The 17,638-nt window shown below is 52.3% G+C and carries 29 protein-coding genes and 2 pseudogenes; 17 read left to right on the top strand and 14 right to left on the bottom strand.

The window, feature by feature from the left end; all coding sequences use genetic code 11:
* Window positions 1-114: 114 nt before the first annotated feature.
* The 11 genes from EDF73_RS27870 to EDF73_RS23790 all read right to left on the bottom strand — a co-directional run bounded on the left by EDF73_RS27870 (window position 115) and on the right by EDF73_RS23790 (window position 5,235).
* On the bottom strand, window positions 115-780 hold the full coding sequence (locus EDF73_RS27870; protein WP_243655258.1) for an ead/Ea22-like family protein: 666 nt from the start codon (window positions 778-780) through the stop codon (window positions 115-117).
* Window positions 777-1,091, bottom strand: a complete 315-nt coding sequence (locus tag EDF73_RS23825; RefSeq protein ID WP_132731478.1) for a hypothetical protein — start codon at window positions 1,089-1,091, stop codon at window positions 777-779. The genes EDF73_RS27870 and EDF73_RS23825 overlap by 4 nt, the downstream gene beginning before the upstream one ends.
* Window positions 1,091-1,543 (bottom strand): hypothetical protein, encoded by a 453-nt coding sequence (locus tag EDF73_RS23820; protein WP_132731477.1) that lies wholly within the window; start codon window positions 1,541-1,543, stop codon window positions 1,091-1,093. The genes EDF73_RS23825 and EDF73_RS23820 overlap by 1 nt, the downstream gene beginning before the upstream one ends.
* Entirely contained in the window at window positions 1,540-1,764 is a 225-nt protein-coding gene (locus EDF73_RS23815) for a hypothetical protein (RefSeq protein ID WP_132731476.1), read from the bottom strand. Before EDF73_RS23815 ends, EDF73_RS23820 begins: the two co-directional genes overlap by 4 nt.
* Window positions 1,761-2,066: a helix-turn-helix domain-containing protein gene (locus tag EDF73_RS23810; RefSeq protein ID WP_132731475.1), complete on the bottom strand. Its 306-nt coding sequence runs from the start codon at window positions 2,064-2,066 to the stop codon at window positions 1,761-1,763. The genes EDF73_RS23815 and EDF73_RS23810 overlap by 4 nt, the downstream gene beginning before the upstream one ends.
* The gene (locus tag EDF73_RS23805; RefSeq protein ID WP_165905790.1) at window positions 2,066-3,481 is read right to left on the bottom strand and encodes a DnaB-like helicase C-terminal domain-containing protein; all 1,416 of its coding nucleotides are present in this window, start codon (window positions 3,479-3,481) and stop codon (window positions 2,066-2,068) included. The genes EDF73_RS23810 and EDF73_RS23805 overlap by 1 nt, the downstream gene beginning before the upstream one ends.
* Before the next feature lie 11 nt (window positions 3,482-3,492).
* Window positions 3,493-4,311: a replication protein gene (locus EDF73_RS23800; protein WP_132731473.1), complete on the bottom strand. Its 819-nt coding sequence runs from the start codon at window positions 4,309-4,311 to the stop codon at window positions 3,493-3,495.
* A complete protein-coding gene (locus EDF73_RS27530; RefSeq protein ID WP_165905787.1) occupies window positions 4,304-4,450 on the bottom strand; it encodes a chorismate synthase in 147 nt (48 codons plus the stop codon). The genes EDF73_RS23800 and EDF73_RS27530 overlap by 8 nt, the downstream gene beginning before the upstream one ends.
* 76 nt (window positions 4,451-4,526) lie before the next feature.
* Window positions 4,527-4,781, bottom strand: a complete 255-nt coding sequence (locus EDF73_RS27525) for a hypothetical protein (protein ID WP_165905786.1) — start codon at window positions 4,779-4,781, stop codon at window positions 4,527-4,529.
* Entirely contained in the window at window positions 4,781-5,002 is a 222-nt protein-coding gene (locus tag EDF73_RS23795; protein ID WP_132731472.1) for a CII family transcriptional regulator, read from the bottom strand. The genes EDF73_RS27525 and EDF73_RS23795 overlap by 1 nt, the downstream gene beginning before the upstream one ends.
* A 20-nt stretch (window positions 5,003-5,022) precedes the next feature.
* Complete coding sequence (locus tag EDF73_RS23790) at window positions 5,023-5,235, bottom strand: YdaS family helix-turn-helix protein (RefSeq protein ID WP_132731471.1); 213 nt, start codon at window positions 5,233-5,235, stop codon at window positions 5,023-5,025.
* 108 nt (window positions 5,236-5,343) lie between these two features.
* Here EDF73_RS23790 and EDF73_RS23785 point away from each other — a divergent pair, with 108 nt between their 5' ends.
* The 15 genes and pseudogenes from EDF73_RS23785 (at window position 5,344) to EDF73_RS23725 (ending at window position 12,556) form a co-directional block, all read left to right on the top strand.
* On the top strand, window positions 5,344-5,940 hold the full coding sequence (locus EDF73_RS23785) for a helix-turn-helix transcriptional regulator (protein WP_132731470.1): 597 nt from the start codon (window positions 5,344-5,346) through the stop codon (window positions 5,938-5,940).
* A gap of 541 nt (window positions 5,941-6,481) precedes the next feature.
* The gene (locus tag EDF73_RS23780; RefSeq protein WP_132731469.1) at window positions 6,482-6,676 is read left to right on the top strand and encodes a hypothetical protein; all 195 of its coding nucleotides are present in this window, start codon (window positions 6,482-6,484) and stop codon (window positions 6,674-6,676) included.
* Between the two features lie 78 nt (window positions 6,677-6,754).
* Window positions 6,755-7,150: a hypothetical protein gene (locus EDF73_RS23775; RefSeq protein ID WP_132731468.1), complete on the top strand. Its 396-nt coding sequence runs from the start codon at window positions 6,755-6,757 to the stop codon at window positions 7,148-7,150.
* Window positions 7,144-7,299: a hypothetical protein gene (locus tag EDF73_RS27520; protein ID WP_165905785.1), complete on the top strand. Its 156-nt coding sequence runs from the start codon at window positions 7,144-7,146 to the stop codon at window positions 7,297-7,299. Before EDF73_RS23775 ends, EDF73_RS27520 begins: the two co-directional genes overlap by 7 nt.
* Window positions 7,283-7,942: an exodeoxyribonuclease X gene (gene exoX / locus EDF73_RS23770; RefSeq protein WP_132731467.1), complete on the top strand. Its 660-nt coding sequence runs from the start codon at window positions 7,283-7,285 to the stop codon at window positions 7,940-7,942. Before EDF73_RS27520 ends, exoX begins: the two co-directional genes overlap by 17 nt.
* A gap of 1 nt (window position 7,943) precedes the next feature.
* Entirely contained in the window at window positions 7,944-8,612 is a 669-nt protein-coding gene (locus tag EDF73_RS23765; protein WP_132731466.1) for an AAA family ATPase, read from the top strand.
* 11 nt (window positions 8,613-8,623) lie between these two features.
* Entirely contained in the window at window positions 8,624-9,328 is a 705-nt protein-coding gene (locus tag EDF73_RS23760; protein ID WP_132731465.1) for a hypothetical protein, read from the top strand.
* Between the two features lie 14 nt (window positions 9,329-9,342).
* A complete protein-coding gene (locus EDF73_RS23755) occupies window positions 9,343-9,501 on the top strand; it encodes a DUF1317 family protein (RefSeq protein WP_132731464.1) in 159 nt (52 codons plus the stop codon).
* Window positions 9,498-10,685: pseudogene (locus EDF73_RS23750) on the top strand (DNA cytosine methyltransferase); the annotation flags it as partial. The gene EDF73_RS23755 and the pseudogene EDF73_RS23750, both read left to right, overlap by 4 nt.
* Complete coding sequence (locus EDF73_RS28025) at window positions 10,674-11,276, top strand: phage N-6-adenine-methyltransferase (protein WP_347812719.1); 603 nt, start codon at window positions 10,674-10,676, stop codon at window positions 11,274-11,276. The pseudogene EDF73_RS23750 and the gene EDF73_RS28025, both read left to right, overlap by 12 nt.
* Window positions 11,273-11,495 (top strand): annotated as a pseudogene (locus EDF73_RS27865) (hypothetical protein). Before EDF73_RS28025 ends, EDF73_RS27865 begins: the two are co-directional and overlap by 4 nt.
* Window positions 11,492-11,740 carry a hypothetical protein gene (locus EDF73_RS23740; protein WP_132731462.1) on the top strand — a complete coding sequence of 83 codons (249 nt, stop codon included), beginning with the start codon at window positions 11,492-11,494 and terminating at the stop codon, window positions 11,738-11,740. Before EDF73_RS27865 ends, EDF73_RS23740 begins: the two are co-directional and overlap by 4 nt.
* The gene (locus tag EDF73_RS23735) at window positions 11,737-11,928 is read left to right on the top strand and encodes a DUF1382 family protein (protein ID WP_132731461.1); all 192 of its coding nucleotides are present in this window, start codon (window positions 11,737-11,739) and stop codon (window positions 11,926-11,928) included. The genes EDF73_RS23740 and EDF73_RS23735 overlap by 4 nt, the downstream gene beginning before the upstream one ends.
* The gene (locus EDF73_RS23730; protein WP_132731460.1) at window positions 11,925-12,332 is read left to right on the top strand and encodes a phage protein NinX family protein; all 408 of its coding nucleotides are present in this window, start codon (window positions 11,925-11,927) and stop codon (window positions 12,330-12,332) included. Before EDF73_RS23735 ends, EDF73_RS23730 begins: the two co-directional genes overlap by 4 nt.
* Window positions 12,329-12,556, top strand: a complete 228-nt coding sequence (locus tag EDF73_RS23725; RefSeq protein ID WP_132731459.1) for a TraR/DksA family transcriptional regulator — start codon at window positions 12,329-12,331, stop codon at window positions 12,554-12,556. The genes EDF73_RS23730 and EDF73_RS23725 overlap by 4 nt, the downstream gene beginning before the upstream one ends.
* Before the next feature lie 212 nt (window positions 12,557-12,768).
* Here EDF73_RS23725 and EDF73_RS23715 read toward each other — a convergent pair whose 3' ends face one another.
* From EDF73_RS23715 to EDF73_RS23705, 3 genes are all read right to left on the bottom strand, one after another.
* Window positions 12,769-13,962 (bottom strand): site-specific integrase, encoded by a 1,194-nt coding sequence (locus EDF73_RS23715; RefSeq protein WP_132731457.1) that lies wholly within the window; start codon window positions 13,960-13,962, stop codon window positions 12,769-12,771.
* A 600-nt stretch (window positions 13,963-14,562) separates the two neighbouring features.
* The gene (locus tag EDF73_RS23710; RefSeq protein WP_132731456.1) at window positions 14,563-14,796 is read right to left on the bottom strand and encodes a hypothetical protein; all 234 of its coding nucleotides are present in this window, start codon (window positions 14,794-14,796) and stop codon (window positions 14,563-14,565) included.
* Window positions 14,797-15,067: 271 nt separating this feature from the next.
* Entirely contained in the window at window positions 15,068-15,826 is a 759-nt protein-coding gene (locus tag EDF73_RS23705; protein ID WP_132731455.1) for a YdiY family protein, read from the bottom strand.
* 415 nt (window positions 15,827-16,241) lie between these two features.
* Here EDF73_RS23705 and pfkB point away from each other — a divergent pair, with 415 nt between their 5' ends.
* Window positions 16,242-17,174, top strand: coding sequence for a 6-phosphofructokinase II (pfkB, locus tag EDF73_RS23700; protein ID WP_132731454.1), 933 nt, complete (start codon window positions 16,242-16,244; stop codon window positions 17,172-17,174).
* An 89-nt stretch (window positions 17,175-17,263) separates the two neighbouring features.
* Entirely contained in the window at window positions 17,264-17,548 is a 285-nt protein-coding gene (gene ghoS, locus EDF73_RS23695; protein ID WP_132731453.1) for a type V toxin-antitoxin system endoribonuclease antitoxin GhoS, read from the top strand.
* Window positions 17,549-17,638: the final 90 nt, after the last annotated feature.

Here is a 17,638-nt window from a genome sequence, read left to right as displayed (position 1 = left end):
GGTTGTCGCCACAAATGCAGGTATCAACGCCGCGGGGCTCAGAATCGTAGACAGCGCCAGGAGTAAACCAGGCTGGTTTGGTCGAGCTAACGCAAAGCATTTTTGTAACGGCCATCATTCAGCCTCCCACTTGATGCCCATCTCATGCAGATATTCATCCGCATCCTCAACAAACTGACCACCTACGCCGTAATAGCGATGAGTCACAATGTCGATGGTCGCTAACGGGTCGGCCTTCAGAATCTGAAGGAGATAATCCTCAAGCTGACCAACCGGGTGCTTGATAACTGGCACCTTACCAGGGTGGCGAACCACTAAAAATTGGTTGCCTTCCTCCCGAACTCCATCGGCATCTTCAGGCTTTACAGTGACGACGGCGGACTGTGCAGAGCTGACATCGTCCAGCGCCTTGTTGTACCACTCGGCAGCACCACCGCCGACGCGGCCGCCGTTGTACATAAACCAGCCATCAGAGTCGTCGCGCTCAATTTTTGGCGGCAGCTTCACGGTGACGGTGCGCGACTCCAGCTCAGCGATGCGAGACATCACGCGCCGTGATTTTTCCCTCTCACGCTCAAGCTCTGCGTCCAACTCGGCAATGCGCTCATGCAGCTTTGTCGAAGCTTCAATGCCGCCGGCAACGAGTGCGTTTTTGGTCTGCGCCTTCTCCAGCGCCTCTACCAGCGCGTTAGCCTCAGCCTCTCGCAGCACCACCGTGTCAAAGTTTTTGAGCTGATTTTTGATTTTGGTAATCAGCGCCAGTTCGGTGATATCAGTCATTCCTCGTTCTCCAATGCATATTTTGTATAGTCCTGATCACCTGTCCAGATGTGCTCCAGATTCCCGTTACTAGCGGTCTTAAACATACCTTTCGGCAGGAACACGCGCGGGAATTGACCGTGCCACTTGCCGCCGCAGGGAGTTGGATCCCCGTCGCAAAGGTGCGTAGGTCCGCACGCCGAACACAGCAACATGCCTTCACGCTCAGGCGCGTATGACCAGTCGAACTCCTCTTTGATCGGCCGGAAACCCTGGAATGAAAGAGCTGTGTTCTCACAGCAGCCGCAGTTTTCACATTGGAATAGGCTCATTATGACCCCTCGCGCAGCTGCATATAAGCCTTCACGCCATTAGCAACGCTGTCATAGCCGTTATTCACTAAGTGCTCGATCAACTTTTCAACTCCGCGCGCCTCGGCTTCTGCATAGATGCGATCGGTGGCGGGAGCGCTTTTCATCACATACACGCTATCTTCGCCAGCCTCATGACCACAGATATACCCATGCAGCACAGGCTGGTAAGTTTCGCGACCAAACAGCCCGAGGCGCTCACCTATCTCCTGAATATCTGCGCCATCCAGCGATGCGCCGTCTGCTGCTGCGCGGAAACAGATTTTGACGAATTCATGCCTGACTACATTCTCCGCAGCCAGCTGCTGGTACGCTTTCGCCAGCTTCAGGAACTTCTGCTCTCTGATCGACAGCTCGCCTGCGCTCTCCAGGGAGGCGATGAGCTCGTTTACTGCCTGTAGTGTGATAGTCATTTGGCGGCTCCTGCAGCGATCATGGCGGTGATTTCTTCCGGGGTTTCTTTCACTTCAATGCACTCTCCGGAGGTCATTTTCAGGACTGTCAGCCCGGCGAAAAACATACTGATAATGTGGTCTGCGGCAACAAACACAGGCTCGTAGACTGTTTCAGATTCCCAACCGTATGCACCTTGGTGCTGAACCACCACTTTTTGTGCTAATTTGAGAAAAATCATTTTCTCACTCCCGCCAGGCACTGGTTAAAAAGGTTGGTCAGCTTGTTGGCGCCACTGTGGCGATTGCTGAACTGAAAATCTGCTGACGTGCTTTCGGTTACGGCTGTCTGATCTGCCAGGGTGTAGCGATAGCTCCGACATTCTCCTTCTCGCATAACGCGTCCATCCCGGTTCATCTGCCACAAAGCAGAATTGACAACGGACTGGTCTAGCCCGGTCCCGCGGCGGATATCCTGAAATGAGCAACCAGGGTGCTGCCCGATGAAGTTGATTACAGCCTGTTTGCCGGTATTGTTTTTCATCAAAATCCACCCCGTTTGGTTGGTTTTTCTTCTTTCTCGCGCCGGCGCTGACTGGCAGCCTCCTGGTCGCAGTCATAAATCGCACCATGTCGTTGCTCGCAATAGACAACACCAGTCTCGCCATGCCGGTTAAGGCGCAGCAGAAGCTCTGTGTCACTCTGGTTTGCGTTCTCGTCGTAGGCGCCTTCTCGGTAGATGGCAAGCCAGTAGTCGCAGTCCTGCTCTATCTGACCGGTGTCGCGGGAATCGCTCGGGAGTGGGCGCTTATTGGTTCGCTTCTCCAAATCGCGGTTAAGCTGAGTCAGGAGAACAACGACACAATCCAGCTCCTTCGCCAGGGTCTTAAGGCCTTTTGTGATCAGCCCATAGGCAAGGTCATTTCGTTCGGCCTTATCGGCGGTCATCAGCGTCAGGTAATCGACGAGGATCATCCCGACCTTTCCGCGTTCGCGCTTGATTCGGCGCGACTCGGCCATAACATGCGCCAGTGAAACACCGGGAGTGTCGTCAATCAGGAGGTTGTTGGTTTCAATCAGCGCACCCATGACACCGGTAGCTTTTTGCAGATCGCTGTTCCAGTCCCCCCGATAGCCGTAGTCGTCCTTCGTCATGTCCGGGTAAAACAGGTTCGGCGAGATCCGCCCCTTCTGCGCAGTGATTTTCTCCACCATCTGCCCTTCCGGCATTTCCAGGGAGAACATCAGGGCCGGCTCATTTTCGACCGTGGCGCAGTTAACGCCCATTTGGGTATAGAGCGTGGTTTTACCCATTTTCGGGCGAGCGCCTATAACAAACAGGCTGCCGCGCACAATGCGCTTCACACCGAGAAGCTCATCCAGAGAGCGGATCCCAGTCGATAAACCACGGGAACGACCATCAGGTTTCATCCGATCGTCAAACTCATTTGACCAGTCATTCACAGCGTCATAGAACGTGCGAAGGCCCGTTTTTCTGCCGGTTTTGACGTGCTCGTTTATCTCGGTAAACAGCCCCTGAATAGCGTCAAATTTCTGTTCTGCCGTCATACCGTTTCTGGCATAAAGCAACTCGATCGCCTTGGTGGTTTTTTCGATGCCGTAGCGTTCCATCGCCGTTTCGCGAACACGCATTGCATAAGCCACGATGTTCGCCGCGCTTGGTGTGTTTTTGGACAGCTCAGCCAGGTACGCAAAGCCCCCTACCGATTCAGTCAGTGACTTGCTTTCCAGTGCGTCAAACAGGGTCAGCAGATCAACAGGCTTGTGGTCTCGGTACATCTGGCGCATTTCAGCGAAGATGACCTGGTGCGGACGCGAGTAGAACGATTCCGGTTTGAGTATCGACAGGACTCTCTGAGTGCGTTCACTGCTGTCGTCATCCAGCAGGAGACCACCCAGCACGCTTTGCTCTGCCTCGATGCTGCTCGGAGGGGTCAGAAATTCATTGCTCACAGTGAACCCTCCCGCGTTTTAATCAGCGTTTCCGATCTCAACAGATAATCAAAATTAGCTCGCCAGCCAGTGTCGTTATCACCGAAATAAAACGGCTTTGCAGAACGGGCGAACGCTGAAAAATAGTTCTCCACTGCTTCAACCGTTGGCTCTTTCAGTTCTGACATCAGGCGCTTGATACCGCGGCGACGTTTATCGTTTAGTGATTCGGCTTGAGGCAACCTGCCGCCCAGGGTGGTGTTGTATGCAGACATCACTGCCTGGTAGTCGACAGACGTTTTTTTCTGAGAGACAGATTTTTCTTCCTGCCCGCCACACTCCCCCTTGGGGGATTTAGGGGGTTCTTTTCTTTCTTTCTTTTGAATAGTTTCTTTTGTGTTTAGCTGAGTTGGCTTATGGGTATTAGCTGACTTGGCTAATGATTGTTTAGCTATATCAGCCAATGTTTCGCTAACTTGGCTAATGTTGAAATTCCAGTCAGAAACGACCTTATTAACCCCAATAGCCAGACCACTGGTTATGATGATATTCATCGCAATCATCTCGTTCTTGGCCTTGCAAACATGCGTGTGGTGAATGCCGGTCATTGCAGCAATCTGGGTGTTGGTAATGCGGTCAACTTTTTTCCCGAAGCCGTATGTTTTGCGGATCACCGCCAGAACGACCTTCAGCTGGCGAGCCGTTAAATCAGCAGCCATAAACGCTTCCAGCAGCTCGTTAGCGATGCGGGTATAACCATCATCGATATCTGCCACCTGACGCTCCACGACCGATACAGACGGTCTGAAAGGTATTACTTTGGCGAGATTACTCACGGCCTTCCCCCTTACGTTTCAGCTCTTCCAGAATGGCGCGCATCTTTTCAGCCACCACCGGATTCACCGAACGGACAAAGCGGTCACGAGTAACGTTTTTGTGTGTTTGTGCCTGGTAAAATCTGCTGCTTTTAGGCATAATTACTCCTGTGAATTGATCCAGTTAATTCGCGTAGAAAGCCGTTGGTGTTCGAGCACCGCGGCTTTCGCCTATTTCAGAACAGCCCTTGCTGCTTAACAGGCTTCGCTCTTTTCTTTTCGAATTTGTCAGACGGCAGTGTTTGCTTCTCTGCCCACAATTTCGCGAACCGCAATACATCATCAAAAATCTTCCCCTTCTTGCTTGCCGTAGACATGCGCTTGTACATATCGACCGCCTGGTATGCCCCCCCCTGAGCCACTGCCTGCGTGAATCCTTGACGCATAAGCTCCTCGCGTACGTTCTTCTCAATGAATTCGATATGGTTCATTAAGCCTCCATCTGCCCTTCTACGGATTGACGATGAGAAATCAGAATCGCCAGCAGCATCGACATGTTCGGCAGAAGATTTTCCCGCCAGCGGCTTACCGTTGATTTGTTGACGCCGGCCACTTCAGCGATCTTGGTTGCGCCCAACTCAGCTATCTGGCTATGCAACCAACTTTCAATTCTTCTGGCCTCCGCTTTGTTGCGTGTCATTAAGTTATTCATTTGCAATACTTCCTCTGGTGTTAGCGATGGGAAATGGAGTTAAGGATTTCAGCAGCGCTGACCTGCCCGTCAGTGGCAACGACAATGGACTTGATGAACCGGGAGCCAATTTCTGCGCCGTTGAGCCACTTGCTGACGGTTGATTGGTTTACGCCGGTTTTCCTTGCCAGCGCAGTTTGAGAACCAGCAATGCCGATGGCGCGCTTGATAGCATCGTTGACTGTGTCGCTCATGAAAATTCCTCTCTGCATAATTTAAAGGTGATTATGCGTTAGGGAATTTAAATGATCAAGTCATTTGAGACTTTGACATAAAATTCGTTAGGGAATATTTTTCGTTCTATGAAAACACTTAAAGAAAGATTGGCTTACGCCATGAGCTCGACAGGGAAAACCAACCAGACTGAGCTGGGGAAGCAGGCTGGCGTTCCTCAATCCTCTATATCCAAAATACTACGAGGTGACAGCGAAACATCTCGCCACTCTGGCAAGATCGCAGCAGCTCTTGGGATTAGTGCGGACTGGCTCATCAATGGCACAGGGGCAATCTTTGGGGACTCCAATCAACCAATTCATGCTATAGACGTTTCAAAAAACGTTAAGGTATTTGATATCGATGGGTTTACTGGAGATTATCTTTCTTGGTTCAGCGAACTTCCTGAACATTATCGGGCGTATATTATTAAGGGAAGTACGGGTATCGCCCAAGCCCCTGCAGGTGCCATAGTGGTTGTCGACCCAAATGCGGCGCCAACCGCAGACGACTTGGTTTTGGTTAAAATTAAGCAAGCTCTTTCTGTTTTTAGGTATCACATAGGTGGTGATGGAAATGGATATTTATCTGTCGACGACTCCCGCGTTCCGCTGGCGCCGGTATCTGACTTGTCTTCTTTGGTCGGGCCAATCGTCCAGATTTTCATACCTGAATTAAAAAAATAAATAACCTCCTTATCTGATGCCTGGGTGCTTACATAGCTCCCGGGCCCCATCCTCACGTATAAAACACCCATAAAACAACCCCCTGACAAAAAAGCCACCACTGCCAGTAACTGTATATCCGTACAGTATATATCCTGTTACACAGTATTCCAGCAAAAAAAATTCCTTTGCGAATCTCGCTAAAAATCCCCTTGAGAATATTTTTATCAATCCTCTATTGACTTGAATTATTCTCTATCGCATAGTTAACCCATCCAAACAACACCGGCAACGCCGGGAAGTCGTAACAACGTTCCGTTAGCCGCGATAAGGCCAGGGTGAAGAGATGATCCGTGAAGAAGATAAATCCGAGTGGTTTAAGTTCCTGGCACACGCGTTAGCAATCGTGGCCGGCGTTCTGGTAGTAAGTGCGTTATGCCTGCTTCCTGGCGGTGTCGCATGAGCAGAAACGGCATTCGTTCACTGACAGTCGTCGTTCTGCTGATGATTCCGGTATGGGTGGCGGCATTCAAGTTTGTTGCGTCTCTATGGGAGGTCTTTCATGGCTAAGCCAATTCCAAACAACGGTCGTGCAGTGATGATGCGCAACGCTAAAACTGGCGCCACCTGGAAGGTTTCCCGCGACTACCTGAAGGACACCTTCTGGTTCGAACCGCAGGGAAACTTACGGCATATCCGCCAGTGCTTTGAAGCACGTGAGCTGCTGCCAAACCTGGTGCCGGCTGGAACGCACTAACCGGAACACAAATTTAATTAAGCCATTAGGCAGCCAATACGGTGCCGGGATTCTTACAACCTTTTGGAGGGTTAAACCATGCAACCATTACCACGCTTAACCGCCGATCGTCTCGCCTCTTTACCTGCTGGCACCCGCCTTAAACTCGGCGGACACATCGTGAAACTGGTAGGCCGCGGGTCATTTACCAACTCAGCTGGCATCGCTCAGACCATGGTCGACTATGTCGATTCTCACGGTGTGCAGGGCAGCTTTGAGGAAAAGATTTTCCTCTCTACTGCCACCGAACACCTCAACGCGGTTCAGTGCGAGCTCTGCTTCGCCCTGCGCCATCCGAAAGACTGTGTTGTCCGCTCCATCACTAATTACATGACCACCCGGCAGGCTCATTTCTGCGACGACAGCGGGTGTGCTGAGAAATATTTCATCAAACACCCCGGGCGCCAGAAAGCTGGCCGGAGAACGAAATGGTAAGCCAACAAAACGGAATGCTGGCGCTGGCATGGGTGATCGTCGCCTTTGGCCTACAGCCTGAAGACCTCGAAAGCGCCGCTAACCAGCTGGCCGAATTTGATGCAGTTAACGACGCACACACGGAGACGAAAAATGTTGCGAGTCATTGATACCGAGACAACCAGCCTGGAAGGCAGCGTTCTGGAGATTGCCAGCGTTGATATCGTCGACGGCACTATCTGCAACCCGATGAGCGACTTTGTCCGCCCATTAGAGGCGATCAGCTTCGAAGCGATGGCGATACATCACATCACTGAAGATATGGTCGCTGACGCCCCACTAATTAACGAAGTGATCGGACGTTACCTGGGCGCTGATGCGTATGTTGCTCACAACGCAAAATTCGATAAGTCAAAGCTTCCCCAGATAGACGCTCCCTGGATTTGCACCCTGAAGCTGGCTCGCATTCAGTACCCGGAATTTGAGAGTCACGGTAACCAGTACATGCGTTACCGCCTTGGTTTGAAGCCTTATCTACCAGAAGGCCTGTACGCGCACCGGGCTCTATACGACTGCTACGTCACCGCCGAACTCCTGCTGTACATGGGCCGCCTGGCTAAGTGGACGATGGGCGAGATGCGCACCATCTCAAACAGCCCTTCGCTGATGAAGGCGATCCGATTCGGTAAGCACAAAGGCCTGTCCTTTGAAGAGATTGCCAAAGCCGATCCGGGTTATCTCCGCTGGCTGTCAAGTAACAGTGACGATGAAGACATTCTGTTCACCATTAAACACTGGTTGAAAGGAGCCTGATATGGGAACGCCTGTGCTCATTCTGGGCGATAGCGGCTCTGGCAAGTCGTACAGCCTGCGCAACTTCACGCCTGACGAAGTGATCCTGCTGCAATGCATTCCGAAGATGCTTCCGTACCGCGCCACTGGCTGGAAGCTGAACGGTAAAGAGTTACCGGATGGCTCTGTGCAGCGCGGAAACATCATCCGTTTTGATGCCTGGGATGCGGTACTGGACTCCATTAACCGCATGGTTCTTTCGAAGAGTCGCCGGGTTCTGGTTATTGACGACTTTCAGGTCGTTATGCAGCACGAAAACATGATGCGCGCATACCAGACCGGGTATCAGAAATTTACCGAAATGGCCGATCACGTCTGGCAAATCATCATGGCGGCAACCCGTCTGCCGGATGACTTCCGGGTTTACTTCCTGGCTCACACCGAAGAGTCGGACGGGAAAATCAGGATGAAAACCACCGGCAAGATGTTGAACGAAAAGCTTACGCCTGAGGGGTATTTCTCCATCGTCCTGCGGGCCATCAAGAAAGACGGGAAGCATGTTTTTTTGATTAAGGGTGACGACAACGACACCGCCAAAGCTCCTCCGGACCTGTTCCCGGGGCTAACAGAAATGGATAACGACCTGAAAGCCGTTGACGTCGCTATCACCGAATTTATGACCGAATTATAAGGATCACAACCATGAACCAGCCAATGTCTTTTGTATGGAATACCGAAGCCGCCACCCTGGCAAAGAAAGCAGGCGCCACTGGTGGAATTAGCGAAACTGGCGCTTATGAAGGATTCATTGCCTCAGCCGTTTATACCTTCGGGAAGGATGGCAGTCAGTCACAGGCGCTTGAACTGAGCCTTGACAGTGACGGCGCCAAAGCCAACTACCTGCGCATCAACTACATCGGGAAAGATGGACAGCAAACTTTTGGCATGGGGTTGATCTCTGCCCTTCTCTGGGCTGCACAGATTAAAAGCGCTCAGCCAGAACAGGTGCAAACCGAAAATGGTGTTGAGTGGCATTGCCCGGCACTGGTTGGCAAGAAAGTTGGCCTGTTCCTGCAGAAAGTCCTGTACACCAAAGGCGATGGAACTGACGGCTATAAATTCGAAGTCCGCCACGTTTTCCAGCCTGGTTCGCGTCGCACTTATGCCGAATACAGCGAAAACGAAGCGGCAACCGCTATCGCTGCCCTGGAAAAGTCGATGAAAGATAAAGACGACCGCGCCCAGGGTAATCCTCAGTTTTCCGGTGGAGGTCGTCAGCAGGCTGGCGCTAACCCTTATGCGCAAAACCCTAACGCAGTCCCACATTCCCGGCTACAGCAGGCGGCCAACCAGCATGCACAGAGCATTCAGAATACGCCAGATTTTGACGACGACATCCCGTTCTGAATGACGAAAAGAGCATGAAACACGCTCAGGACGATATCAGGGTTGGCGCGGTGCGCCTGCCCTTTCTGAAAGAAGTGAATGGTTGGCTTATGCCGTGGGGTGAAGTGGTGAGAAACCCGTTAAAGGCTCAGAGGCTGGCTGAAGAGATGGACATGAAAAGAGGTACGCAATGATTTACGGATCAATTTGCAGTGGCATTGAAGCCGCGACCGTCGCCTGGGAACCGCTCGGATGGAAAGCAGCATGGTTCTCAGAAATCGAGGCGTTCCCGTCAGCAGTACTGGCGGAGCGTTGGCCAGAAGTTGTTAACCTCGGCGACATGACCAAAATAGCCGCGGCGGTGCGCACCGGTGAAGTTCAGGCGCCTGATGTGATGGTCGGCGGCACACCTTGTCAGGCGTTCAGCATTGCAGGTCTGCGCAATGGACTGGCCGACGCCCGCGGCCAGTTAACCCTTTCATATGTGGAATTAGCGAATGCAATCGACGATAAGCGCATCGAGCGCGGAGAAGAAGAAGCCATCTTCGTCTGGGAAAACGTCCCCGGTGTCCTCACAAGCCACGACAACGCTTTTGGTTTCTTTCTGGCAGGACTTGCCGGGGAAAGCAGTGAATTGCACCCATCAGGGGGAAAGTGGACGCACTCTGGTTGTGTGTATGGACCCCAAAGGGCAATCGCTTGGATCGTCAAAGACGCCCAATATTTCGGAGTGGCCCAACGACGCAAGCGTGTGTTCGTTGTCGCAAGTGCTCGAAAAGGATTCGATCCCGGCCAAGTACTTTTTGAGTCCGAAGGCGTGCGCCGGGATACTCCGCCGAGCAGAGAACCGCAAACGGCAGTTGCCGGCCTTACTGCGAGAGGCGTTGGAACGTGTGGCGCAGATGACAATCAGGCCCAAGCAGGACACATCATCGCCGAGTGCGCCAACGGAAACATCAGCCACACCCTGAAAGCAGAAGGTTTTGATGGAAGCGAAGACGGTAGCGGTCGGGGAATTCCTGTAATCGCTTTCGGTGGCGGAAACACAGGGGGAAACATCGATGTTGCTGCCTGCCTAACAGCTAAGGGCCAGCGTATTGATTTCGAAGTCGAGACTTTTGCTGTGCATGGCACTCAGGACCCTGACACCAACCACGAATTAGCCCATGCGCTGGGCCGTAATCACGGCCAGGAAAACGCTATATCCAGCGGAATGATGGTTCGCCGCCTCACACCCGTTGAATGTGAGCGCCTGCAGGGCTTCCCTGATAACCACACACTGATTTCGTGGCGCGGGAAAGAAGCGGCTGAATGCCCGGATGGCCCACGCTATCGCGCTATCGGCAATAGCATGGCTGTGCCGGTTATGCGCTGGATCGGCGAACGTATCACGGCAACTCTGCCGGCAAAAAAATCTGCGAGTGATTATGGCGGAAGCAAAACACCTGTTGAGCAACGAAACCTTTGGCAGACGCCGATCCCTCTGTTCGTCGCTCTGGATGCGGAATTCTGTCTGACACTGGACGCGGCCGCATCTGCTGATAACTCGTTGTGCAACCGCTATATCACGGAGGAGCAGAACACGCTTAGAACCTCGTGGGCTGACTTCCTTGTGGCTCCCGGTTATGCATGGCTTAACCCACCGTACAGCGATATCACGCCCTTTGTTCAGAAGGCTGCAGCAGAATCCAAAAACCAGATCGGCACGGTGATGTTAGTTCCGGCTGATACATCCGTAGGCTGGTTCCGTGAGGCTATCGAGACGGCCAGCGAGGTACGTTTCATCGTCGGCGGTAGGCTGGCCTTTATCAATCCCGTATCCGGAAAGCCAGTCAGCGGAAACAACAAAGGGTCAATGCTGATTATCTGGCATCCATACCCGCGCACTCACTGCCAGTTCACCACCGTTGAGCGTGATGCTCTGATGAGTTTCGGTGCCCGATTAATCGCTAAGCGGGAGGCAGCATGACGCCAGAAGAGAAAGAAAACGCTCTCCGCGCCCAGGCTCGTCGCTGCGCGGAAGAGCTAACCAAGGCAATGAGCATAAAGCCCAAGCCGAAGTGGAACGCTGTATGCCCCCCCCATCCTTCGCAAGCACTACGAGAAGGTCAGGCCGATGGGCGTCAGTCTGGTGAAATTTGTCAGTGTTATTGGGCGGCTTAGCGGCCGCTACGGAGTGGAATCATGAGCAACCCTATTACTGTCGGCCTGTCAGGCTTAACTAACCGTATCTTTGCTGGGCGCTCTAAGCCAAGCAAATTGGCCCCTGGCGTGCGCGAATTCACCGGGGAAAAGTTCGATGTTACGGATGACGTTCTGTTTGCTGTAGCCCATCTGATGATTGCCCGCGATGACGTGCTTGTTTTCCCTGCGGCAAACGGCAAGGACATCCATCTTCGCGCTGACCTTAAAGACAAGGCAGGTGCAGCATGAACAGAGCCTCTCCCGTTGATTTAAGGAAAAGCCTTGAGGCCGCACATGGCCTCGCTCATATCGGTATTCGTTTTGTGCCGATCCCGGTAGCGACAGAGGAAGAGTTCCAGGCACTGTCTGCCGAGCTTTCACGAAAGCTTGAGCAGATGGCGGTTGAAGCGGAAAAAAGCGAAGGCGGTGCAGCATGAAAGTGAAGACAGCAAACCTTACAGGCCTACACCTTGATGTTGCAGTAGCTATCGCCATAGGTGGAGAGGTAACCAGACCACAAGATGCTCAGGTCTATTTGAATGGATTGCATCAGCTATGCGGCGAGAAAAATAAACGCCATAGCCGCTATGTATTTTCACCATCTACCGACTGGAGTGATTGCGGTGAATTGATGGAGAGCCTTTCAATCAGCTGTTACCAGTCAGCAGACCCGGCGACAGGAAAAGTCTATCACTGGGTAGGAGTTAATGAGCTTGTAGCGCCAGGCCGTCGCCGCGGGCTCATTGCAGATAATCCCCGAGTAGCTGTGTGTCGTGCCGTCGTATTCGCAAAGTTTGGCGATGAAATTGATCTGCCTGATGAACTGGAAGGTGCAGCATGAGCACAGAAATCATCGATCAGGCTAACGAACTGACGCAGCAGCGAATCGACATAGCCGTCGCTGCTCATCGCATCAACCATAACGCAGTATCGGCGACTCACTGTGTGGATTGCGGGGACCCTATACCGGCACGGCGTCGGGAACTGGTGGCTGGATGTCAGCGCTGCGCGGAGTGTCAGGAAGTGGATGAAGAATGCGGAAAGCACCAGAGGGGGTATAAGTAAATGCAGAACACTAAGATCGCTATACAGCCAGCTATTGTTAACCGTGAAACGGTACAGGCTATGCTGGGAGGGATTTCACGGACCACTTTCTGGAGGAAAAGGCGTGACTGGGAGCAGAAAGGAACCCCTTTCCCGGCGCCAGCCCCCGGAACGAATCCGGGGAAAGGCGGTGAGCAGTATCGCTATTGCGACGTAATGCGCTTCTTTGCCTCTCAGGGACTTGTTGAGTCGACACATGACTGAATATGTGCAGCAAGGAGGTCGAGGGCTTCTTGTTGCTCACGCAAATAACTGTGCTGGTCATAGATGGCAAGGACACCACTTAGTTTATGGCCAAGCACCTTTTCAGAAACGTGGGGCATTACACCCAACTCTGCCATCTTGGTTTTGGCTGTCCGACGTAAGTCATGTATCGACCAGTGATCAATAGTCATATCCTCACGCAACTGAATCGCCAGATTCAGTATCACGCTAGCAGCCATCGGTCGGTCTTCTTTTTTCGCAGCCGGCGGGAATACCTGGCTGAAATTCTCATACAGTGAGAAAGCTTCTCGCAGTATCTCAACCGCCTTTAATGATAACCCGCGCTCGAATGGCTCCCTCGTTTTCGAATGCTCATCCGGGACCCGCCATACGCGCTCATCTAAATCGAAATCTGCTTTTTTCGCCAGCCTGAGCTCAATGCCGCGGCAGCCGGTCAGCAACAGCAATTTGAGCAGAAGTTTATTCTGATGAGTTATTGTCGAGGCTTCCACCGCGTGCCAGAACGCGCCGATCTCTTTATCGCTTAGGTTGCGCTTTCCCTTCTTCGCTGGCTTTCCGACATCTATGACACGCAGATCGGTGACCGGGTTTCTCTTAATCAGTTCGATTCGGATACAGTACGAAAAAATCGTCTTCATGCGGGACAGGACTTCGCCGGCATAGGTCTCGGCGTCGTTATCCCTCATGCGTTTAAATACGGGCTGCCAGTGAGAAATAGCCATCTCATCGACAAGCATACTCCCTACATAGGGCACCACATGGCGATATAAAGCACGCTCCCACTGATCACGCTTAACCAGCCTGCTTGCGGATGCGCTTCCCAGCCATGCCTTTATGCAATCCTCGACAGTCGCGGCTTTGATGTTTGCTTCCACGGCCATATCGCGCGCAATGATTGGGTCCTTACCCACTGCGACCAACTTGCGAAATTCAGCGACCTGATCCCGGGCTTCTTTCAGCGACACCTGGTCATATTGACCAATGGTCATCCTTCGCGGGCGATCGTCGATTTTATACCGGTACTGGAAAACGATAACGCCGTTAGGGGTTACACGAACAGACAACCCGTTGGCATCGGAAAGCTCAATCCGTTTCGGGATCGGCTTGCCATTCATTTTGCGTAATTTGGCATCAGTAAGCATGTGTACATCCGTTTTACTGTGTACATCGTTGTGTACACAATTTCCGTGGCACAAAGTGGAATAGAATAAAACGGAGTGAAACACCTGGTGGGGTTTAAGTCAACGCTGGCGCGGGTCAGAAATGGAAATGTGAAACGGGGATGAACAAAAGGAAACAGTGATGGGGACCTACACGAAAGAGCACATACAAAACAATATAATAATAATTATCAACAAGTTATGACCCAGTTCCCGCTTCACTCTGCGAAATATGAGGACGCCCGTTCACCGAACCGCTCCCACCTGTGACCGCCTGCTGATAACACCGGCCTTTAGTTTACACATCATTAGTGCGTGTTAAAAGTCAGAACAAGATAAATGGCGGCGATGATGGAAAAAGCAAGGAGGAGATGCAGCGGAAATCCGCTGTAATTTGTGTCAGAGGATAAACATCGCCGAAAGAACGGCGAAATGAAGCGCCCGTACCGCAATACTCTGATGCGTGAATTAGCATCCAACAAATCGCGGTATATGACGTTCAATTCAGCAAGCAAACCGGTACATCTTTACCCGGTTTTCAATTGTTGAAATTAAAAATAAGCAACAGATGCCGACGAAATATCAGGACCACTCGCCAGCAACCAGCGTATGAACATTAAAGGCATCATTCATTGATTGACCCGTCGATTGCGAACCCGGCGCGATATTAGAACCTGCTTCGACATCGGTCGCTTTGGCAATGCCGACCTGCGTATGGTCGGTGTTACCCGGCTGCGGGAGCGGACTGGCGGCGAAAGCGCCAAATGACAATGTGCACAGCATCGCGGCCGCGATTGCGATTTTGCTATTTTTCATGATGATGATTCTCTTATTTACTTGAAGTTGTCTGGCAAAGATCTCATCTCTACCGATGAGTTCGAGTATAGATCCAGATCACACTTTTGTCCGACTAAATATTTAGCTATTTGTGTCAAATTAGCTGATTTATTGTCAGCAAAAAATGAATTATGAGGAAATTATGGAGATGATTTCTTTTTATAAAAAATAAAACAAAAGACCAGAAATAATAATGTCGCTTATTGCTAAATTTAAAACAATCAGGCCGGATGCACCGGCCTGAAATACATTACATCTTATAGCCAAGCGACAGCGTCGTGCGACGATCGGTATGATCCGGCGCCGATGCCGGCGGCTGAGAGTTCCAGGTCAGGTTATAGGCAACCCGCAGCGCAAAATGCGCATTGATGGCGACGTTTAACGCACTTTCCGAGTTCAGCGTGGTGTCTTCCGCACCAAACACCGAGACCCCTTGGGTGAACTTAGTATTATCGGTCATCTGCCAGGCCCAGGTGCCGGAAGCGTAGCCCAGCGGCTGGGTTTCATTGTCCCCATCGGTGTACTCGTCGTAGCGCACGCCTGGACCAAATTCAACGCGCAGGCTGTGAACCGGCCCATTGAGGATCTGGCGACCGTAACCGGCGGTTAATACGTCGCGCTGCTGATAGCCGTTATAGCGGTCGGTCAGCCAGCTGGCCTGGCCAAACAGGTAATTGCTGTCGGTCAGGTTATAACGGCTACGGCCACCTACGGCATATTTCTCTGAGGAGCGCTGGTCGTTAGATGATGTGTTGCTGGCATTGCCCCACAGCGACCACGCCGTCGTATCACCATACCAGGTGAGGGTAGAATCCGCGGTCATTGAAGAACTTTTCGTATTTCCGGACTGCGCCAGATAACCGGCGTTAACAGTACCTTCGAAAGGTTTTTTGGCAGTGGAAGGGTCATCCATAACAGTAAAAACGGAATCATCGGCCAATGCGTGCGCAGACGCAAAGAGCCCCCCCGCCAGCAATGCCGCTGCGGGTACTGTCTTCAAAAGCTTCATTTAATTTAGAGTCCGTACAACAAAAAGAGAGACCCAGTTGGTCCCGGAAACTTTCGCGAGGATCGCTATACGCGTCATCCTTCAGACTACCTCTTTGTTGGCGTGATGCAGAAATCCCTGTCACAGCGCTTACTGTGCTCCCCGGGCTCTCTTCCCTTGCCACCTCGACGCATCTTGAATGATTTTTTGTATATTGCAGGTCCAATGAAAGGCAAAGAATTATAAAAAAGCACGATTAACATAGCAATCAATTACTATTTCATTTTTTGAATAAGACGGCTCCCGGAACAATCTTTATTTCATAATGATAAAAATAAATGGCGCTTTGCCGATCTTTGTCGGATCGCTTCCCCTTCCCGGTAAGAAGTGCCATGCTAAAAAAGAACGGCCTGATACGTATCATGGAGGAAATTGGATGACCAAAATTTATACGCTAACGCTGGCTCCTTCGCTCGACAGCGCAACGCTCACCCCGCAGATGTACCCTGAAGGTAAACTTCGCTGCAGTACGCCGGTTTTCGAACCCGGAGGCGGCGGGATTAATGTCGCGCGGGCCATCACCTTTCTGGGGGGCGAGGCGACGGCAATCTTTCCCGTGGGCGGCGCGACCGGCCAGCATCTCACCGCCTTGCTCGCCGCTGAGCATGTCCCGGTTGAAACCATTGAGGCCGAGGACTGGACACGACAAAATCTGCATGTCCACGTGGGCGCCAGCGGCGAACAATACCGTTTCGTTATGCCCGGCGCCGCGTTAACGGAGGACGAATTCCGGCGCCTTGAAGAGAAAGTCCTGGCTATCCCCCCCGGCTCGCTGCTGGTGGTGAGCGGCAGCCTTCCTCCAGGGATCGGCGTTGATAACCTGACCCTGCTGGTCAAAAACGCGCAGCAACATGGCCTGCGCTGCATCATCGACAGCTCTGGCGAAGCGCTGGCGGCGGCCCTTGAGGTCGGTAATATTGAGCTCGTCAAACCCAACCAGAAGGAGCTGAGTGCGCTGGTACAGCGCGATCTGAGCCAGCCTGATGACGTACGTCGGGCTGCGCAGGCGCTGATTCACTCGGGTAAAGTCCGTCGGGTGGTGGTTTCTCTGGGGCCGCAGGGCGCCCTCGGCGTCGATGCTAACGGCAGCGTGCAGGTCGTACCGCCACCGATGAAAAGTCAAAGTACCGTCGGCGCCGGTGACAGCATGGTGGGTGCGATGACCCTACGTCTGGCGGAAAACGCCGGTCTTGAAGATATGGTCCGCTTTGGTGTCGCCGCAGGTAGCGCCGCGACCATCAACCAGGGCACCCGCCTGTGCTCGCAGGAAAACACGCAAAAAATTTACGCTTATCTCTGTGGACGCTAATTCCCCTTCCCTCTGTTAACGCAGAGGGAGTCGCCAAATCATCACCATGGTCTATGCTAAAAATTCCATGGATAACAACGGGGTGAAAAATGAGTACAGAAATTGTTACCCACGTCGTGACGGTTCACTTTCAGGAGGAGACGCTGACCGAAATTAACGAACTCAGTAATCACCTCACCCGGGTCGGATTCACGCTGGTGCTGAATGACGATCAAGGAAAGGTCCATGAGCTGGGGACCAATACCTTTGGCCTGCTCTCCCCGCAAAGCGCGGACGAGGTCCAGGCGCTATGCGCTGGGCTGGCGGAAACCGCGCTAGGTCGCCCGGTTGACGTCACCGTCAGCACATTCGCGGAGTGGCTGGAAGCTCAATAAGTGCGATTAGCGCAGCGGAAGGCGTCAGTTGTGCGTCAGTTCGAATTTTACACCGGGGTTATGGGCTAACCTTATGAAATGGTGGAAAAC

Source organism: Klebsiella sp. BIGb0138, assembly GCF_004342285.1.
Classification (GTDB): domain Bacteria; phylum Pseudomonadota; class Gammaproteobacteria; order Enterobacterales; family Enterobacteriaceae; genus Klebsiella.
Note: the sequence above shows the minus strand (reverse complement) of the source record. Positions and strands in the feature narration are given on the sequence as shown.

What these genes read in the sequence shown, in the direction of transcription:
- EDF73_RS23715 (WP_132731457.1), bottom strand. Translation starts at nt 13,962, where the DNA reads ATGCTTACTGATGCCAAATTACGCAAAATGAATGGCAAGCCGATCCCG.
- EDF73_RS23705 (WP_132731455.1), bottom strand. Translation starts at nt 15,826, where the DNA reads ATGAAGCTTTTGAAGACAGTACCCGCAGCGGCATTGCTGGCGGGGGGG.
- EDF73_RS23755 (WP_132731464.1), top strand. Translation starts at nt 9,343, where the DNA reads ATGAAACACGCTCAGGACGATATCAGGGTTGGCGCGGTGCGCCTGCCC.
- EDF73_RS23725 (WP_132731459.1), top strand. Translation starts at nt 12,329, where the DNA reads ATGAGCACAGAAATCATCGATCAGGCTAACGAACTGACGCAGCAGCGA.
- EDF73_RS23785 (WP_132731470.1), top strand. Translation starts at nt 5,344, where the DNA reads ATGAAAACACTTAAAGAAAGATTGGCTTACGCCATGAGCTCGACAGGG.
- EDF73_RS23790 (WP_132731471.1), bottom strand. Translation starts at nt 5,235, where the DNA reads ATGAGCGACACAGTCAACGATGCTATCAAGCGCGCCATCGGCATTGCT.
- EDF73_RS28025 (WP_347812719.1), top strand. Translation starts at nt 10,674, where the DNA reads ATGCGCTGGATCGGCGAACGTATCACGGCAACTCTGCCGGCAAAAAAA.
- EDF73_RS23730 (WP_132731460.1), top strand. Translation starts at nt 11,925, where the DNA reads ATGAAAGTGAAGACAGCAAACCTTACAGGCCTACACCTTGATGTTGCA.
- EDF73_RS23825 (WP_132731478.1), bottom strand. Translation starts at nt 1,091, where the DNA reads ATGAGCCTATTCCAATGTGAAAACTGCGGCTGCTGTGAGAACACAGCT.
- EDF73_RS23740 (WP_132731462.1), top strand. Translation starts at nt 11,492, where the DNA reads ATGAGCAACCCTATTACTGTCGGCCTGTCAGGCTTAACTAACCGTATC.
- EDF73_RS23815 (WP_132731476.1), bottom strand. Translation starts at nt 1,764, where the DNA reads ATGATTTTTCTCAAATTAGCACAAAAAGTGGTGGTTCAGCACCAAGGT.
- EDF73_RS23765 (WP_132731466.1), top strand. Translation starts at nt 7,944, where the DNA reads ATGGGAACGCCTGTGCTCATTCTGGGCGATAGCGGCTCTGGCAAGTCG.
- EDF73_RS23760 (WP_132731465.1), top strand. Translation starts at nt 8,624, where the DNA reads ATGAACCAGCCAATGTCTTTTGTATGGAATACCGAAGCCGCCACCCTG.
- EDF73_RS23820 (WP_132731477.1), bottom strand. Translation starts at nt 1,543, where the DNA reads ATGACTATCACACTACAGGCAGTAAACGAGCTCATCGCCTCCCTGGAG.
- EDF73_RS27870 (WP_243655258.1), bottom strand. Translation starts at nt 780, where the DNA reads ATGACTGATATCACCGAACTGGCGCTGATTACCAAAATCAAAAATCAG.
- EDF73_RS23810 (WP_132731475.1), bottom strand. Translation starts at nt 2,066, where the DNA reads ATGAAAAACAATACCGGCAAACAGGCTGTAATCAACTTCATCGGGCAG.
- EDF73_RS27530 (WP_165905787.1), bottom strand. Translation starts at nt 4,450, where the DNA reads ATGCCTAAAAGCAGCAGATTTTACCAGGCACAAACACACAAAAACGTT.
- EDF73_RS23710 (WP_132731456.1), bottom strand. Translation starts at nt 14,796, where the DNA reads ATGAAAAATAGCAAAATCGCAATCGCGGCCGCGATGCTGTGCACATTG.
- ghoS (WP_132731453.1), top strand. Translation starts at nt 17,264, where the DNA reads ATGAGTACAGAAATTGTTACCCACGTCGTGACGGTTCACTTTCAGGAG.
- EDF73_RS23795 (WP_132731472.1), bottom strand. Translation starts at nt 5,002, where the DNA reads ATGAATAACTTAATGACACGCAACAAAGCGGAGGCCAGAAGAATTGAA.
- EDF73_RS27520 (WP_165905785.1), top strand. Translation starts at nt 7,144, where the DNA reads ATGGTAAGCCAACAAAACGGAATGCTGGCGCTGGCATGGGTGATCGTC.
- EDF73_RS23775 (WP_132731468.1), top strand. Translation starts at nt 6,755, where the DNA reads ATGCAACCATTACCACGCTTAACCGCCGATCGTCTCGCCTCTTTACCT.
- EDF73_RS23780 (WP_132731469.1), top strand. Translation starts at nt 6,482, where the DNA reads ATGGCTAAGCCAATTCCAAACAACGGTCGTGCAGTGATGATGCGCAAC.
- EDF73_RS23735 (WP_132731461.1), top strand. Translation starts at nt 11,737, where the DNA reads ATGAACAGAGCCTCTCCCGTTGATTTAAGGAAAAGCCTTGAGGCCGCA.
- pfkB (WP_132731454.1), top strand. Translation starts at nt 16,242, where the DNA reads ATGACCAAAATTTATACGCTAACGCTGGCTCCTTCGCTCGACAGCGCA.
- EDF73_RS27525 (WP_165905786.1), bottom strand. Translation starts at nt 4,781, where the DNA reads ATGAACCATATCGAATTCATTGAGAAGAACGTACGCGAGGAGCTTATG.
- exoX (WP_132731467.1), top strand. Translation starts at nt 7,283, where the DNA reads ATGTTGCGAGTCATTGATACCGAGACAACCAGCCTGGAAGGCAGCGTT.